Below are 16,971 nucleotides of genomic sequence, written 5' to 3'. Positions count from 1 at the left end.
TAGTGCATGTCCGTCTCTGAAAAACCGTCTGGTACCGTAGGTATAAAGGTTCGGCGACTTTCTCATGGACTGGACCTCCCCCTGCCAGCATATGCCACACAGGGTGCTGCGGGGATGGACCTTCTGGCAGCTCTTGATGCTCCCATGCTGCTTGAGCCGGGGCAGAGAGGGCTTGTCCCAACCGGGTTGAGCATTGCCCTTCCTGCCGGGTATGAATTGCAGGTGCGCCCCCGCTCCGGGCTGGCCCTTAAACATGGAATTGTCCTGCCAAACGCGCCGGGAACCATTGATGAAGATTATCGCGGCGAGATCGGCGTGATTGTCATGAATGCAGGGCAGGAAGCGTTTGTTGTTGAGCCCGGCATGCGTATTGCGCAGGCTGTCATTGCGCCCGTTATCCGCGCAACCTGGATTGAATGCGACAATCTGGACGAAACCGAACGTGGAGCGGGAGGGTTTGGCAGTACAGGAACGGGAGCGTCATGAACGACCGGCAGCAGGAATTTCCGTTATCTCCTGAGTTATGTTCCTCACTGCCCGCATCCTGCGGGAAAAGGCATGGGGTCTGGCTTGCCGGGTTTCTTGTTTTTTCTGTTATCCTGTTATGCGTTACGTATCTTCCGTCCAATCTTCCCGTGTTGTCTGGTGCTGTGGAGGCCCTGCCGCTAGGGCTTGTGTATCTGCCTGACTACGCGATGCAGACTATAGGCCGTATGCTGCTTGGGCTGGGCTTGTCCCTTGTTTCGGCTCTGTTGTGCGTAGCACTTATCTTCCGGAGCCGCTGGGCCGCCCAATGTCTGCTGCCTTTGCTGGATGTCGGGCAGTCTTTCCCTGTTCTGGCTATTCCGCTGCTTGTTCTGCCTTTTGTGCAAAGCCACATGCCCACACAGGCTGTGGGCGCAGAGGTGGTGGTGGTCATGACCATCTGGTGCAGTCAGTTCTGGGGCATGGTGCAGGTTCTCTGCCAGCGGTTTTATGGCGTTCCGGCTGAACTGGAAGATGTGGTCTGCAGCTTTGCCCTAACGTCGTGGCAGAAATTCTGGCAGTTGGAAGTGCCTTTTGCCATTCCTGCACTCCTGCGTAAAACCATGCTGTCCATGGGGTGGAGCTGGTTTGCCGCATTGTATGCAGAGAGCGTGGTGCTGGATGGCCATAACTGGCTTTTTGCGGGCATTGGTTCTTATGTCCGGCAAGCGGCCTGTGAGCGCAATGTGGGGGCTCTGCTGGCAGCACTTGCCTGTATGTTGGTGATTGTCGGCGTTTTCGACCAGATTATGTTCCGCCCGCTTTCTGTCTGGGCGGTGCGCTTTCAGCCGGGCAAGGTTGGAGAGCTGCACCCTGTGGAACCTTGGTTTCTCAGGCTTTTGCGGCGTACGCATCTGTTCCGTCAGTGTGTTCTGTTCTGTGTCAATGCCGCGCGCAGATTGAGCCGCCTGCCCATAGGTGCGCGTTATGTGCAGGAACACACGGTTGATGGAGATACACATTGGGGCGGCTGGGTTGTGGCCGCTTTAGCCACTGTAGTTGCTCTGTTTGCTGTAGTTCTGGCGTGGCCATCCCTGCATGCTGCTTATGGGTTGCCTGTTCTTTTTACTGTTGTGCTATGTGGCGGTATGACCGGGCTGCGTGTTTTTGTCATGGTGGGGCTGGTTTCCCTGATCTGGATACCCCTTGGTGTCTGGCTTGGGCTTAAATCATCTTATGCCGGACGTATGCAGCGGCTGATCCAGTATTGCACTGTTTTTCCTGCTAACCTGCTGTTTCCATTATGGGCGGCTGGTTTGGTGGCGTGTCCGTTTGTGCCCACGTTCTGGCAATCCCCGCTGATTGTGCTGGGGGCGCAGTGGTATATTGCACTGGGTGTGCTGGCTGGTGCGAGTGCCTACCCGCCTGACCTGCTGGAAGCTGCGCGTAACCTGAATGTTACGGGTAGCCTGTGGTGGCGCAAGGTGCTGTTGCCCGGGATTTTACCGCACTATCTGGCGGGGCTTGTGGCTGCGACCAGCAGCGCATGGAATGCGGCCATTGCCGTGGAGTGGCTCCAGTGGGGGCAGACCACGCTGGATGTACATGGTCTTGGCAGCTTTATGGCCATGGCCGCAGCCCGGGGTGATGTCAGTGCCGTAGCCCTTGGCGCGGTTGCCATGTGCCTGTTTATGATGGTCTTGAACGCTTTTTTATGGCGCCCTTTGTCTGACTATGTTTCCCGCCGTCTGAAACTGAATTGAACGGATTAACCTGCAATGGTCTTTCCCTCTCAACCCGGGCGTACTCCGCCGCAACAGACAGTTCTGGCGGAGCTGCGCAATGTCCGGCAGTTCTATCATAAGGACAGCACTGCGGATGTGCAGGTGCTTGATGACGTGAACCTGACGATCCATGCCGGTGAGATTGTCGGGCTGCTGGGACGTTCCGGGTCGGGCAAATCCACGCTGTTGCGGATTATTGCCGGGCTGCTCCCGCCTACATCGGGCGAGGTATTGTGGAAAGGTGAACCCCTTAAAGGGCCTACACCCGATGTTGCCATTGTTTTTCAGTCCTTTGCCCTTTTCCCGTGGATGACCATTGAAGAAAATGTGGCTCTTGGTCTGGATGCAAAGGGTGTACCTGCCGCTGAGCGTGATCCGCTGGTGGAAAGTGCAATCGACCTGATCGGCCTCGGTGGGTACGAAAATGCATGGCCCAAGGAACTTTCTGGCGGTATGCAGCAGCGCGTGGGGCTTGCCCGGGCACTCGTTGTCAACCCCGCCCTGCTGTTGATGGACGAGCCGTTTTCCGCACTGGATGTTCTGACTGCCGAAAACCTGCGGACCGATCTGGTCGAGCTTTGGTCAGACAACAAACTGCCCGTGCAGAGCATGCTGATTGTGACACACAACATTGAAGAAGCCGTGTTGATGTGTGACCGGATTGTGATTTCCTCTTCCAACCCCGGCCGTATTGCCCATGTGTTGCCTGTCCCCTTCCCTCACCCACGGAACCGGGAGGATGCGGCCTTCCGCCAGTTGGTCGATCATATTTATGCACTGATGACACAGCGTGCGCCGATTATCTCGGAAGCGGATCTGATGCATCGCTCCTCCTCGGCATCTTCCGTGGCGCCGGGGTTCCGGGCTTTGATGCCCGTATCCATTACCATGATGATCGGCATGATGGAGGCTCTGGCCGCGCCTCCCCTGAACGGGAGAGCGGATCTGCCGGTTCTTGCAGAAAAATTACAGCTTGAACTGGATGATCTGTTCCCGCTTGGGGAATCTCTGGAACTGCTGGCCTTGGCCGAACTGGAGGATGGAGACATCCTGCTGACCAACGAGGGCGTTCATTTTGTATTGAGTGATCTGGATGAGCGCAAAGCCATTATGGGCCATGCGCTCAGGCACCATGTGCCTCTGGTTAAAATGATTTGTACCCTGCTGGATGAACGTCCGACGCATAACGTTAAAGCCGAGCGCTTCCGTGACGAGCTGGAAGCCTGCATGTCCCCCGATTATGCGCGGCAGACACTCCAGACCATTATCGGCTGGACCCGTTTTGCAGAACTGTTTGACTATGATGAAGAGAGCGACCGTTTTTTTCTGCCAGATGACAGCCGCGAGTAGTTATTCCCCAGCTTGTAACATCATGGCACCAAGAGCCGCCGGGCCTTGGCGACTTTGGGCGCAATAACAGCCTGACAGTACCCGGCATACGGGTGCTTGGCGTAGTAATCATGATGTTCGGGTTCCGCTGGCCAGAACGTATCCAGTGGTAGCGCTTCGGTTACGGGTTTTGCCCCCCATAAATTGCTATCCGTGATGCTGCTTATGGCGTTCTGGGCAATGTCGCGCTGCTGCGGGGACGTGTAAAAAATTACGGACCGATACTGGCTTCCCACATCGTGCCCCTGCCTGTTCAGGGTTGTGGGGTCATGGAGTGTAAAAAAGCAGTCCAGTATCTGGCGGTAAGTCAGCACGGAATGGTCCCATTCCAACTGTACAACCTCGGCATGCCCCGTTTGCCCGGAGCAGACCTGCTGGTATATGGGGTGTAAAACCGTGCCACCCGCATAACCGGGAACAACTGAGGTTATGCCACGCATCTGGCGATAAACGGCTTCCAGGCACCAGAAGCAACCTCCCCCCAGCACTGCTGTTTCCGCCATGCGTATGATCCCCTTCGGTCAGGTGGCCCCACGAATATGTCGGGTTCGTGGGGCCTGTTTGTTCAGGCTATGCGGGACAGGGCCGCTTTGAGGCGTACACATTCGCCCTGCTGGCTTTCCAGACGATCACGCATTTCCTGCACGATTTCTGGTTTGGCGCGGCTGACAAAGTTTTCGTTCCCGAGTTTTTTTTCGGTCTTGGCGACTTCATCTTCCGCTTTGGACAGTTCTTTTGTCAGACGCTCGCGTTCAACGGCCAGATCAATCAGCCCTTCCAGTGGGATGATGACCGTAGCTTCATCCACAACAGCCTGAGCAGAGCCTTTGGGAATATCCCCGGCAAGCGAGCTTGTCTGTGTTACGCGGGCCATGCGGCAGATGGCTTCCTGCCACCGGCCAATGCGTTCCAGCGTTAGTGGCGCTGCATCCTTGAGAAGAACAGGGGCCGTCTGTGACGGCGGAACGTTCATTTCCGCCCGAACCGTGCGGATTTCCGTAATCAGGCGAATGATCTGCCCGCATTCTGCTACGGCTTCGTCTGCACCGGTGGGGGCAATGGGTTCAGGCCATTGCGCGGCTATCAGGCTGCCTTCCTCACCAAAGCCGAATTCATGCCACAGTGTATCTGTTACAAATGGCACAACAGGCTGCAGCAGACGCAAGATAACGCCCAATACATGGCCTGCAACGGCGCGGATTTCTGCTGCTTCCTGATCATTGGCGGAATTAAAGACCGGCTTGGCAAATTCCAGGAACCAGTCACAGAAGCGGTTCCAGACAAAGCGGTAGCAGGTCAGTGCATATTCATCAAAACGATAGGCATCCAGCGCACGGGTTGCCTCGGCAATGGCGGTTGTGGCTTCGGCCAGAATCCAGCGGCCCAGAGGGGATTGGACCTGTGTGGGGTCAAAGTTGACGGGGGCACGCACGCCATTCATTTCGCAAAAGCGGGCGGCATTCCAGAGCTTGGTAATAAAGGAACGATAGTCTTCCACCCGTTTGCGGCCGAGTTTGACGTCCCGCCCAATGCCGGTTAGTGCGCAAATGGTAAAGCGCATGGCGTCTGCGCCGTAATCCTCGATCAGCTCCAGCGGATCAATGCCGTTGCCCTTGCTTTTGGACATCTTCTGCCCGTGCTCATCGCGCACCAGACCGTGGATGAAGATGTTGCGGAAAGGCACATCGTGCATGAAGTGCTGGCCCATCATCATCATTCTGGCGACCCAGAAGAAAATGATGTCGAAGCCGGTTACCAGAACATCCGTTGGGTAATACCGGTCGAGTTCGGGTGTTTTGTCCGGCCAGCCAAGCGTTGAAAACGGCCATAGCGCAGACGAGAACCACGTATCCAGTACGTCTTCGTCCTGTGTCAGGGGTTCTGCCTTGCCGTAATGCGCCTGAGCCTGTTGCTGCGCGTCTTCACCGTCATGGGCAACAAACACATGGCCGTCCGGCCCATACCATGCGGGGATGCGGTGCCCCCACCACAACTGGCGGGAAATGCACCAGGGCTGGATGTCACGCATCCATGCAAAAAAGGTATTTTCCCACTGTTTGGGAATAAAGCTGGCCCGGCCAGAGGTAATGGCCTCAATGGCAGGCCCCGCTAGTTTGCCAGCATCGCAATACCACTGGGTGGTCAGGCGGGGTTCAATAACAGCCCCCCCGCGTTCCGCATGGGGAACCTGATGGCGATGGGGTTCAATTTTTTCCAGCCAGCCGGTTTCTTCCAGCTTGGCGACAATAATCTTGCGTGCCTCTTCTCGCGTGGTGCCAGCAAGTGAGCGAACAAAGGCGGGGTCGGCCAGACCATCCTGCGCGCTGAGTTCTTCTTCTATCTCGTCCAGCACAATGCGGGCCTGCTCGTCCAGAATGCTGAGCATGGGGAGCTGGTGCCTGCGGCCGACTTCAAAGTCATTAAAGTCATGCGCAGGCGTAATTTTGACCGCACCTGTCCCTTTTTCCGGGTCGGAATGTTCGTCCGCCACAATCGGGATCAGGCGGCCTGTCAGGGGCAGGCGAACAAATTTGCCAATCAGGCCCTTGTAACGTTCATCTTCGGGATGAACAGCTACGGCCGTGTCGCCCAGCATGGTTTCGGGGCGAGTGGTGGCAACAGTAATGGTTGCGTCGCCCTGCCCTTCAACCGGATAGCGGATGTACCATAGGTTGCCCGCGACATCCTTGCTTTCCACCTCCAGATCAGAAATGGCGGAGCGGAATGCGGGGTCCCAGTTGACCAGCCGTCTGTCCCGATAAATCAGACCATCCTTGTAGAGGGAAACAAAGACTTCCTTGACTGCGCGGGAGAGGCCTTCATCCATGGTAAAGCGCTCACGCGGCCAGTCGAGCGATGCACCAAGGCGGCGCAGCTGGCGGGTAATGCCCCCGCCGGATTCTTCCTTCCACTGCCACACGCGCTCAATAAAGGCATCGCGGCCCATATCCTGCCGGGTTGTTTTGCCCTCGGCTGCTAGTGTGCGCTCGACAACCATTTGCGTTGCAATGCCGGCGTGGTCCGTGCCGGGCTGCCAAAGGGTGTCAAACCCCTGCATGCGCTTCCAGCGGATCAGGGTATCCTGCAAGGTCATGGTCAACGCATGGCCCATATGGAGGGTGCCGGTAACGTTGGGTGGCGGGATCATGATGGTAAAAGGTTTTTTGTCGCTTGCTGGCTGGGCAGAGAAAGCCTTCTTGCTTTCCCACAGGTCGTACAGCCGGTTTTCTGTTTGTGCAGGCTCAAAAGTCTTGTTCAGCATATTTATCCAACCACACCACGTAAAAAAGGCGGAAGGCATCTAGCCCCCGCCTTTGCAAAGCAATTAACAGACCACAGGATTCCCCTCCATTGGCCCGCTCCCATAGGGTTACAGGCCGGTGGAGGGGAAGAAAACCTTACAGACCGCGCTGCGTCAGGCGTTCAACTTCCTTGCGTACAGCAGCCTGCACAATGCTTGCCAGATGGGCATCAAGCCATTTTTTGAGGAAAACGCGCACTTCCTGGCGCACGATGTCTTCAACCGTCAGAGACCCTTCATGCGTGACAGCCACTTTTCTCTCCTCATGTTCTCTAAGATATTTTTCCTGCAGGCTTTTCTGCAGCACGGCAAATGAGTTGGCGGTATCGGAAACCGTTTCGTCATTCAAAGGGATGGGCAGTGGACCAGACATGGTATGTTCAGCCTTTTTGTTAAGTTCGATCTGCCTGAGATCCGTTACAGATAATACTTCATCATGATCCACGGCCCGCGGTTGCACAAGGTCGGCCTTGCCGCCTGCCTGAGCTGTATCCGTGGTACGGGTGGGGACAGCGGGAGCTTCTTTTTCCCCCTGCTGCGCAGAGTCCATCATGGATGGAGAGAGGACAAGCACATCGTCGTCCTGTTCATCCTGCGGCTCCGGGGCATGTTCTGCTGTAGCCGAGAGGTGCTCATCATGCAGTACCTGCCGAATGGAAGACAGGGTATCCGCTACGGATTTACCTGTTTCTTCTGATGAGTCCTGAGGCGACACCATACAAACATCCCTGCCACTGCTGGCTTAACATTATCGACCCGGCTGGTTGAGCGCGTAATCGTTCAACCCCCATAACCGATCCTTTACCGCGTTATAGTATGCTTTGTCATCATAAAGGGGAACATTCAGCTTCAGATCAACAGCAGTCAGGCGTCCAATGGCGGCTGCCACGTTGTAAGAGGACAGGACCATGTTGCTCAGGCTCTGCACAAGGGCCACCTGAGCCTGCAACAGACTCTCCTGCTGCTGCAGGACGGAAAGGGTTGTGCTGGTGCCAACCATGGCCTGCCGCTCTACCCCGCCCAGCGCTACGGTACCCGCCTTGATTGCGACCCGATTGCTTGCGATGGACGCCCGGTAAGTGACCAGCTTCTGCCAGTTGGAAACCGCATCCTGCGCCGCTGCGCGGCGCTGGACGTCCACCTCCCGGTGTGCCTCCTGCGCAAGCTGCTTGGCCTGACGGACCGCCGCATACTCCGATCCCCCCTGATAAATGGGGATATTGAAGTTGAGAGCTGCGTATTTACTGTCATTGATCTGGTTGTTCAGGGCCTGATTAACCTGATGCTGATACCCCATTGTTGCAGACACTTTGGGGAGAATGGCAGCCATGGCAACGCCCACGGAATCTTTGTGCGATGCCTCGGTAAAAAGTGCGTGAATAACATCGGGGTTATTCCTGACCGCCAGTGCGGCGGCGGTCTGCTCATTTTTAACGGGCAGGACCAAGGGTTGTGGCGGCACCAGATTAGGGGGCGGTGCCATGCCAATAACCTGCATATAGGTTGCCTGAGCAGTCTGCAATGTGCCCTCAGCCTGCTGGCGTGCGGCCTGTGCGGATGCGTAGGCGGCTTCCGCCTGAGCAACGTCGGTCCGGGTAATTTCCCCTACCCTGTAACGTTCACTGGTTGCGCGTAGCTGCTGCTGCAAAACCCGTTCATTGTTAATGTTCAGTTGCAGGAGCTGTTCGTCTTCAATCACGCCTACATAGGCGCTGACGACCTGCTTGAAGACCTGCTGTTCAACCGAAATCAGATGTGCACGGGCGGCCATGACCTGATTAACGGCCTCATGCGTAGCCGCTGTGGTTTTACCCCCAGTGTAAATTGGCTGATTGATTGCAACACCCGCCGAATATCCCGGTGTATCGTAACGGCGCAGGGACTGGTGTGTGCGGGGGTGCCCGACCCCCTGATAATCATTGATCCCGTTATAGTAAGAAAGGCCGACCTGCCCGGTTACTGTGGGGTGCCAGCCTGCAAGGGCGGTTGGCACACTCTCATCCGTGGCGCGGAGCGAGGCGCGTGCCGCTTGCAGGGTCGGGTTGGTCAGATACGCGGCGGCCAGAGATTCCTGCAGTGTATGCGGGATAAAGGAAGGGGAGCCGCTTCCATCGTATTTTTGCGCCCATGCGGTTGTGCCGCACAGTATGACCGCCAGGCTCAGGCCGGTTTCGCAAATACGCCGCATGAGGCTGCTCCCGCTTGCAGTTACCGCAATAGGTTTGCGGCACTGTTCCTTGCCATGATGCGAGATTAAATTCCATTTTATAGTTTGTGACGGATTGAAAATGAGACGCCCTTCTGTGCCCTTTTTTAAAAGGAGAACGCGTGTTCAGGCACCATACCGGGCAGAAGTGGCGCTTGCGCTTCGAACAGGAATGTCAGCCTGAATGGCTGGGAATATCCGGGCTCCCGGACCGCACTAAAGGCTTCCGGGAGGGATGATCCACTCTGTAGCAAACCTACAATGCGGCCTTTGGCGGAAAGCTGCCGGTCGCAGAAGTCAGGAAGTGTTGCAATGCAGCCATCAAAATAAATCAGGTCATAAGGAGCCGAGTCTGCTGACCCTTCGGTCAAAGCACCTTGCTGCCAGACAACATCCGGAGCCTGAGCCTGACAGAACCTCTGCCCGATCTGTGCCAGTTCGGAATTGGATTCGAGTGCGGTCACATGCAGGCCAAGCCGTGCAAAAAGGGCAGAGGTGTAACCGGTGGAGGCTCCCACAACCAGAACACGCTGCCCGGCTGCTGGTTCTGCCGCTTGCACAAGACGGGCAGTCAGGAGGGGCTGTGACAAAACACGACCCTGCGCCAGAAGCAGGCTGGTATCAGCATAAGCCGCATTGCGCAGGTCGGGGCGAACACAGTCCTCACGTGGGAGGTGGCGCATGATTTCCAGAATACGCGAATCGGTAATCTCGGATGGGCGTAACTGGTCGTCCACCATCAGGTTGCGTGCTTGGGCATACAGGGTTGCATCCATTGACTGTTCTCCTTGAAGCATGGCGGTGGCCGTATGGGCATTCATGCTGCGTACACTCCTGATTGGCCATCTACCCGGTTGACCCGCGCTGACCATGGGCAGGAGTCTGTCTGACATACTGTTTTAAAATTGGCACAACACAACGGCTTGACCAATTTGAAAGAAAAGGACATAACGCTCCCACCATACACCGTTGGTCCGGTGGCAGAATGGTGATGTAGCGGACTGCAAATCCGCGTATGTGGGTTCGATTCCCGCCCGGACCTCCACTCCCCCTTGAAAATGTTAAATGTATGTTCCTGGCGCAAGTTGTTGCGCCAAAGAGCATGCCTGAAATGGCTAAATATCTTGGGGCAGATGTGTGCTCAGGTGTAGCTGGTTAACAGGTGCCTGCCATCCAGCTTATGGCAGCCTGAGTTTTCTGTACCGTGCCATAAGGCGGTTACGCCGGAGGCTGGAGAGCTTTTGCAGCCAGAACACGCCATTAAGCTGGTCAATCTCGTGCTGTAAGCAGACACTACGAAGGCCATCTGCCTCCCTTTCCTGCATATGACCATCCAGGTCTGCGTACCGGATCTTCAGCTTTGTCGGGCGCATAACTGTGGCGGATATGCCCGGCATGGAAATGCTGCCCTCTTCATTCAGGGCGGTATCTTCGGACAGCCAGATGATTTTTGGATTAATATAAGTTTCCGGCTCATCGCAATCTGGCAGGTCAAGAACAACCACGCGCTGGCCAATGCCAATATGTGGACCGGTTATGCCTAACCCCTGAACAGCGCGGAGTGTGTTCAGCAGGTCCGTCACAAGGGTGCGCAATGTGCTGTCAAACGAGGTGACAGGCATGGCAACCGCACGCAAACGCTGATCGGGGAAAAGGACAACAGGCTGTACGGTCATGGCGTATCTTCTGACAGAATAAAGCAGTTTGCTGGCGGTCGTGCGTGACCTGTAACGCGGTAGTATACACGGCATAAACCATAAGAGCACAGCCCGGCGGGATTTTGCGGGTTAATCGCTGCGTTCAAGAACGTGTTGGGGGCTTGCTCAATGGCAGATCTGTTGCCACAGTCCTGTAATGAGGACCAATAAAGTACTTATTCCCGAAATCTGGTCTTGTGCCTCTGGGCAAGGCATCGCCTATGCCCAGCAAGCTGGATTGCCTGAGTGCCAGAAATAATGCAGCCACCTGTCTTTCATCCCGATCATGCCGATAGTCGGCATTCCTTGCCGGAGGCCTTCGCCAGTATCCGTGTGCCGAGGGATGATACCCATTGGATGCGGCGCTTTTTAAGCTACGTGGGGCCGGGGTATATGGTGTCCATCGGATATATGGACCCCGGCAACTGGGCAACGGACCTGCAAGGGGGTGCGCGGTTCGGCTATGTTTTGCTGTCTGTTATCCTGCTATCCAACTGCATGGCCATTTTGTTGCAGGCTCTTTCTGCCCGTCTGGGTATTGCAACCGGTCTGGACCTCGCTCAGGCCTGTCGGCAGCGTTTTCATCCCGTGCTTAATGTGTTGCTCTGGGTTGCCTGCGAACTGGCTATTATTGCGTGCGATCTGGCGGAGGTTATTGGTACCGCGGTTGCATTGCAGTTGCTCTTCCATATTCCCCTGCTTGGCGGTGCGTTCATTTCCAGCCTTGATGCCCTGCTGGTGCTGTTCCTCATGAACCGTGGGTTTCGGTATCTGGAGGCATTCATCATTGGGCTTTTAAGCATTATCGCGCTGTGTTTTGCCGTGCAGCTTATCGCGGCCGCTCCCCCATTGGCGGCAGTGCTGGCAGGCATGAAGCCTTCGCTTTCAATCCTGACCAATAGCGAAATGCTCTATATTGCCATTGGTATTATAGGGGCGACCGTTATGCCCCATAACCTGTACCTACATTCCTCCATAGTACAAAGCCGGGCGTATGAGCGGACGGAACGTGGCCGCAAGGACGCCATACGCTGGGCCACATGGGATAGTTCAATCGCACTTATGCTGGCCCTGTTCATTAACGCCGCCATTCTGATTGTTGCTGCCGCAGCCTTCCATACAACAGGGCATCAGGATGTCGCGGAAATACAGGATGCCTACCACCTGCTCTCCCCTCTTCTGGGGTTGGGGATTGCCTCTACCCTGTTTGCTCTGGCCCTGCTGGCTGCGGGCACAAATTCGACCATTACGGGAACGCTGGCCGGGCAGATTGTGATGGAAGGGTTTTTGCATCTCAGACTGCCACACTGGGCGCGGCGGCTTTTAACCCGTGGGCTGGCAATTGTTCCGGTTATGGTCGGTATTGTGCTGTATGGTAACGCAAGTGTTGGTCAGTTGCTCATGGCCAGTCAGGTTGTGCTGTCCATGCAATTGCCCTTTGCGGTCATTCCTCTGGTTCTGTTTGTTTCAGACCGCAAAATGATGGGCTCTTTTGCCATTTCCCGCCCCTTTGCGGTTCTTTCCTGGTTTGTTGCCGGGGTTATTCTTATTCTGAATTTTAAACTACTTTACGACACACTCGCGCTGTAATATCCGGGGCAAGCCTGCTGGTATTCTGTACTATGGCCACAGGTAGAGGAACTTCACGTAATACGCGTTTGTTTCTGGCGTGTTGCGGCCTTCTATGGAATGTGCGTAACGCGTCGTAAAACTGATTGTCCGGCTGATATTGAACATAACGCCTAGCCCGGGGGCTATTTCCCGGCTGTTGGAGTTGCTCAGGTCTGAATGAATGCTCTGGTCATATGTTCCGCCAACATTCTGCCAGTCAAAGGCAAAGTATGGCTCGATCAGTTTTGTTGCTTTCCAGCTAAAGCGTAAATTGCTGTAAAAAACAACGCCGGGTGAATAGCTATGTTGGCCGGTTTTATGTTTTGTTGAGCCAACAACAGTACCTACATCGCCGTCAAAGCTAAAATGCTTCCATTCATAATCAAAAATAATGCTCGATATATTGGCCCAGTACCCCGTGGCCAAAGTATCCCGCGTGCCCGAAGGTGTTTGCAGGAATGTCTGAAAACCAAGAGTGCTGTGTGTATTGGGTTTAAACCACGCAGCAGGCCCTACGATTGTGCCCCCCAGCCCACCGTAATTTGTGCCGCCTGCCAGAGTATAGTTTTCAGATTGGATGACCTCAAAAGCAAAGCCGACATGCGGGAGCGCGTCAAATGTGCGAAAATGCACGTATTTGGTGAGCCCGGACCATGTGTGGCTTCCTCCATGGGCCGGTACCCGCTGGCCGGTGCTGTTATAGGTGTTGCCCGACGCATTACCATTCCCATACTGGACCAGTACGTTAAATGGCTTGTAATCCACGGGCAGGTCATATTCATGCGGGCCAATGATCCCCAGGGTAATATCCGCTGCATGGGACAGGCCGGGTGTTAATAACGGCATGCTGGCTCCACACAGACTTAAGGTCAGCAGGAGCCGTTTCGGCTTTTTGCCAAACAGCATGAAGGATCTCCATCAAGGAGGCTGCCGTTGTAAAAACAGGCGCAGCGTGTTGGGGTTATTGAATAATCAGTCCTGTTCGCCAACCGTTGCGCTGCATGGCGGCTGGGCTTTTGAAAGAGATATATAAAATAAGAAGATATAATATAGTTGGAAACCGCATGAGTTCACGCGGCTGTGTCCTCAAGCTATAAAAACTGTCTCATTCCCGGAACAGAATGCTCAGAGAACATGTTTTGAGAGATAAGATATGGCAGGGCCTTAAAAGGCTGACCAAAAATCCCTTGCAGCAAAATGGAGCTGCAAGGGAAAAAACTGTGATCTATTTTGCAAGCTTTATGAGTGCTGCATTCACGTCTGCTGCTTTTTCCAGTTGGGGCATATGCCCGGTCTGGGGGAGCAGGGTTACGGGTATGGTATCCGGCAGGTTTTTGGCATCATTGGGTGAGAGAACTTCGTCCGCCTCCCCCCAGATGATCTGGGCTGGCCCAGCAAAACTGGCCAGAACGGACCTGAGGTCCTCTGCCTGCCTGCCATTGGGGAAGCAGGCTTTGGCGATTGTCTGCAAGCCCTGAAGTGCTCCATCCAGACGTTTGAAGCGAATAATGTCTTCAACCATTTTGCGAGAAATCAGGGTTTTGTCATGCACCAGATAATTCAGGACAGGCTCAAGCGTTTTGCGACGATCTGCGGAGATAAACCCTTCAATGAAATCCATATTAATGCTCTGCCCCAAACCCGCAGGAGCAATGAGGGAAAGAGACGCCACCTTTTGCGGGCAGGTTTTGGCAAGCTCCAGTGCAATGGCCCCTCCGAGTGAGTGAGCAACAACATGAACGCTCGTGATACCCAGCTTATCCAGCAAAGCCGCAGTTGTTGCCGCAAAGCCTGCGGGTGTTCCATCCCCCACATTTTTGGATGACCCTCCGTGGCCGGGCAGGTCAAAAGCAACCGTCCGCCGGTCGGTGGAAAGAGCATTCTGGTTGAGCATCCAGTTGCTCAGGTCCCCACCAAAACCATGGATGAACAGGACAGGAGTAGCATCGCCCTGCCCGGCTTCCTGCACACGGAGTGTCAGATCCCCAACGCTGACCATAATGGGTTCTGCGTGATCGGCCGGCGTGTCGGCCGCGTTATCGGATGAAAAATCAGCCTGAAACTTTGCAATGAATGCATCAATATCCGCATCGCTTACGGCAGGTTCGGCCAGAACACCCAAAAGAGCACCTACGGGCAGGGTTTCTCCCTCCGTTGCAATCTGGCGGCGCAGCGTGCCAGAAGCCGGGCTTTCGTAACCATTGGTGATTTTGGTGGTTTCTATGTCTGCAATTTCCTGCCCGGCTTCCACCTGCGCGCCGGAGGGAATGTTCCAGCTTGTAATTTTTCCCTCAGTCATGGCCAGACCAAACTTGGGCATTGTGATTGGGGTGATAAGGTCTGTCATTGCTCAGGCATCCTGCTTTGCTTTTTTGTAGGCCATGACGGAACGAACCGCCGATTCAATGCGGGCCGCATCCGGGAGGTAGAGTTTTTCCAGCACGGTCGCGAAGGGGACTGGCGTGTGCGGGGGAACAACCTGACGTATGGGGGCCCTGAGCGCGTCAAACGCCTGTTCCGCCACCAGTGCGGCCACATCGGTTGCCATGTTGCAGCGCGGGCTTGATTCATCGACAATGACCAGCCGCCCCGTATCTTCCACACATTCCAGTATGGTGGCGCTATCCAGCGGAGATGTGGTGCGGGGGTCTATAACCGTGCAGCTTATGCCGTCTTTTCCCAGCCTGTCGGCGGCTTCGTTGGCAAAATTGACCATACGGCCAAAGGCAACAATGGTTACATCGTCGCCTTCCCGCGTCAGGTTGGCTTCCCCGAACGGGATGGAATAGGGCTCATCGGGCACTTCCTCTTCGTCATCATACATGACCTTGTTTTCAAGGAAGATAACGGGGTCATCATCCCTTATGGCCTCGATCAGCAACCCTTTTGCTTCGTAAGGGGATGAGGGAACAACAACCTTAAGCCCCGGAATATGGGTAAAAAGCGGGTAAAGCGCCTGACTGTGCTGTGCCGCCGCATTAAAGCCCGCGCCGTACATGGCCCGGATAACCAGTGGCGTGCGGGCCTTGCCACCAAACATGTAGCGGAATTTGGCGGCCTGATTCATGATCTGGTCGAGGCAACTGCCAACAAAGTCCACAAACATCAGTTCCGCCACCGGGCGCAGGCCGGTGGCGGCCGCCCCAACGGCCGCCCCGATATAGGATGCCTCGGAAATGGGGGTATCAAACACCCGTTCGGCACCAAATTCGGTATAAAGCCCTTTGGTAACCCCCAGCACGCCGCCCCATGCATCTACCACGCCAGCAGAACCACCCTGCCCGCCTGCAATATCTTCCCCCATGAGAATAACGCGTGGGTCACGCTGCATTTCCTGACGCAAGGCTTCGTTAATGGCCTGACGGAAGCTTTTTTTGGACATGAGAATACTCCGTATTGCGCGTGGCTCAGTAAGAAACGTAAACGTCTGCCTGAAGGTCGGCAGGTTCAGGCAATGGGGCGTTTTTGGCGGCTTTTACGGCAGCCTCGATTTCGTCCTTTACGTTGCTATCAATGTCATCCAGTGCGGACAGGTCGAGCAGGCTTGTCTCTGTGACGTGTTTGCGGAAGTTCTGTAAGCAGTCATGTTCGCTTCTTTCTCTGGCTACTTCGCCATTGGCGCGGTAGGTCATGGCGTCACCTTCAAAATGGCCATACCAGCGGGCCAGATGAACATGCAGCATAACCGGGCCGTGGCCTGCGCGCGCGTGGGCTATGGCCTGCCCGGCGGCCTCATGCACGGCAAAAAAATCCGTGCCGTCGCAGTCAAAATACGGCATGCCAAAGCCTGCCGCGCGCGCCTTCTGTGTGCCTGCGCAGGCGTAGGATGCTCCTGTTGCTTCGCCATAGCCGTTATCTTCGCAGACAAAAACGGCGGGGAGCTGCCAGACCATGGCCAGATTCAGGCTTTCCAGCGTCGTGCCCTCGTTGGAAGCGCCATCGCCGTAAAATGCTACGGCAACGCCACCATCCTTGAGCACCTTGTGCGAAAGGGCAGCGCCGCAGATCAGCGGTGGTCCTCCGCCAACAATGCCATTCGCACCGAGCATGCCCAGAGACAGGTCCGCAATATGCATGGAGCCGCCTTTGCCGTGGCAGACCCCGGTTTTGCGCCCATAAATTTCGGCCATCATGCCTTCTACGCCAACACCTTTGGCAATGCAGTGGCCGTGGCCGCGGTGCGTGCTGGCGATTGTATCCGTGTCGCTCAGATGAGCGCAGACACCCACAGCGGATGCCTCCTCACCACAGTACAGGTGAACAAATCCCGGAATTTCTCCGGTAGCGAACTCTACATGAAGACGTTCTTCAAAATCGCGGATGGTCCGCATGGAACGGTAGGAACGCAGAAGAATATCGTGTGCAATCTGCATGTCTGCCCCCGGGCGATACTGCCGTGTGGGTTGGAAGATATAACGGAATTATTCCGCCCCACTCCGCATGAAAAAACAGAGCGAGGCGGGTATGCACTCAGTTACGGGGAGATATGCCAAAGGGTGAAGCCAGAGGATAATTCGG

Annotated in this window: 14 protein-coding genes and 1 tRNA gene; 5 read left to right on the top strand and 10 right to left on the bottom strand. The window is 55.4% G+C overall.

Annotated elements, in window-relative coordinates; translation table 11 throughout:
• Nucleotides 1–6: 6 nt before the first annotated feature.
• Genes dut through HNR55_RS00240 form a run of 3 tightly spaced genes read left to right on the top strand, consistent with a single transcriptional unit; the run spans nt 7 to nt 3,599 of the window.
• Nucleotides 7–486, top strand: coding sequence for a dUTP diphosphatase (gene dut, locus HNR55_RS00250; RefSeq protein WP_166109770.1), 480 nt, complete (start codon nt 7–9; stop codon nt 484–486).
• The gene (locus HNR55_RS00245; RefSeq protein ID WP_166109767.1) at nt 483–2,228 is read left to right on the top strand and encodes an ABC transporter permease subunit; all 1,746 of its coding nucleotides are present in this window, start codon (nt 483–485) and stop codon (nt 2,226–2,228) included. The genes dut and HNR55_RS00245 overlap by 4 nt, the downstream gene beginning before the upstream one ends.
• Before the next feature lie 15 nt (nt 2,229–2,243).
• Nucleotides 2,244–3,599 (top strand): ABC transporter ATP-binding protein, encoded by a 1,356-nt coding sequence (locus HNR55_RS00240; protein ID WP_166109764.1) that lies wholly within the window; start codon nt 2,244–2,246, stop codon nt 3,597–3,599.
• Between the two features lie 20 nt (nt 3,600–3,619).
• Here HNR55_RS00240 and msrA read toward each other — a convergent pair whose 3' ends face one another.
• The 5 genes from msrA to HNR55_RS00215 form a co-directional block, all read right to left on the bottom strand.
• Nucleotides 3,620–4,141, bottom strand: coding sequence for a peptide-methionine (S)-S-oxide reductase MsrA (msrA, locus tag HNR55_RS00235; RefSeq protein WP_166109760.1), 522 nt, complete (start codon nt 4,139–4,141; stop codon nt 3,620–3,622).
• A gap of 62 nt (nt 4,142–4,203) precedes the next feature.
• A complete protein-coding gene (locus HNR55_RS00230; protein ID WP_166109758.1) occupies nt 4,204–6,900 on the bottom strand; it encodes a valine--tRNA ligase in 2,697 nt (898 codons plus the stop codon).
• Nucleotides 6,901–7,036: 136 nt separating this feature from the next.
• On the bottom strand, nt 7,037–7,657 hold the full coding sequence (locus tag HNR55_RS00225; protein ID WP_166109755.1) for a DUF2497 domain-containing protein: 621 nt from the start codon (nt 7,655–7,657) through the stop codon (nt 7,037–7,039).
• A gap of 30 nt (nt 7,658–7,687) precedes the next feature.
• Nucleotides 7,688–9,127, bottom strand: a complete 1,440-nt coding sequence (locus HNR55_RS00220) for a TolC family outer membrane protein (RefSeq protein WP_086645998.1) — start codon at nt 9,125–9,127, stop codon at nt 7,688–7,690.
• Nucleotides 9,128–9,252: 125 nt separating this feature from the next.
• Nucleotides 9,253–9,966 (bottom strand): protein-L-isoaspartate O-methyltransferase family protein, encoded by a 714-nt coding sequence (locus HNR55_RS00215; protein WP_242005369.1) that lies wholly within the window; start codon nt 9,964–9,966, stop codon nt 9,253–9,255.
• 150 nt (nt 9,967–10,116) lie between these two features.
• Here HNR55_RS00215 and HNR55_RS00210 point away from each other — a divergent pair.
• Nucleotides 10,117–10,190 (top strand) — tRNA-Cys (locus tag HNR55_RS00210).
• A gap of 133 nt (nt 10,191–10,323) precedes the next feature.
• Here the strand turns inward: HNR55_RS00210 and HNR55_RS00205 are convergent.
• Nucleotides 10,324–10,821, bottom strand: coding sequence for a peptide deformylase (locus HNR55_RS00205; protein WP_166109752.1), 498 nt, complete (start codon nt 10,819–10,821; stop codon nt 10,324–10,326).
• A 279-nt stretch (nt 10,822–11,100) separates the two neighbouring features.
• Between HNR55_RS00205 and HNR55_RS00200 the strand changes: the two genes are divergently transcribed.
• Entirely contained in the window at nt 11,101–12,432 is a 1,332-nt protein-coding gene (locus tag HNR55_RS00200; RefSeq protein ID WP_166109749.1) for an Nramp family divalent metal transporter, read from the top strand.
• A 30-nt stretch (nt 12,433–12,462) separates the two neighbouring features.
• Here HNR55_RS00200 and HNR55_RS00195 read toward each other — a convergent pair whose 3' ends face one another.
• The 4 genes from HNR55_RS00195 to HNR55_RS00180 all read right to left on the bottom strand — a co-directional run bounded on the left by HNR55_RS00195 (nt 12,463) and on the right by HNR55_RS00180 (nt 16,826).
• Nucleotides 12,463–13,299, bottom strand: coding sequence for a transporter (locus HNR55_RS00195; protein ID WP_242005397.1), 837 nt, complete (start codon nt 13,297–13,299; stop codon nt 12,463–12,465).
• A 379-nt stretch (nt 13,300–13,678) separates the two neighbouring features.
• Nucleotides 13,679–14,800 (bottom strand): acetoin dehydrogenase dihydrolipoyllysine-residue acetyltransferase subunit, encoded by a 1,122-nt coding sequence (locus HNR55_RS00190; RefSeq protein WP_166109743.1) that lies wholly within the window; start codon nt 14,798–14,800, stop codon nt 13,679–13,681.
• Between the two features lie 3 nt (nt 14,801–14,803).
• Nucleotides 14,804–15,835 (bottom strand): alpha-ketoacid dehydrogenase subunit beta, encoded by a 1,032-nt coding sequence (locus HNR55_RS00185; RefSeq protein ID WP_166109740.1) that lies wholly within the window; start codon nt 15,833–15,835, stop codon nt 14,804–14,806.
• Nucleotides 15,836–15,860: 25 nt separating this feature from the next.
• Nucleotides 15,861–16,826, bottom strand: coding sequence for a thiamine pyrophosphate-dependent dehydrogenase E1 component subunit alpha (locus HNR55_RS00180; protein ID WP_166109737.1), 966 nt, complete (start codon nt 16,824–16,826; stop codon nt 15,861–15,863).
• Nucleotides 16,827–16,971: the final 145 nt, after the last annotated feature.

Source organism: Acetobacter lovaniensis (assembly GCF_014207635.1).
In the GTDB taxonomy this organism is placed as follows: domain Bacteria; phylum Pseudomonadota; class Alphaproteobacteria; order Acetobacterales; family Acetobacteraceae; genus Acetobacter; species Acetobacter lovaniensis.
Note: the sequence above shows the minus strand (reverse complement) of the source record. Positions and strands in the feature narration are given on the sequence as shown.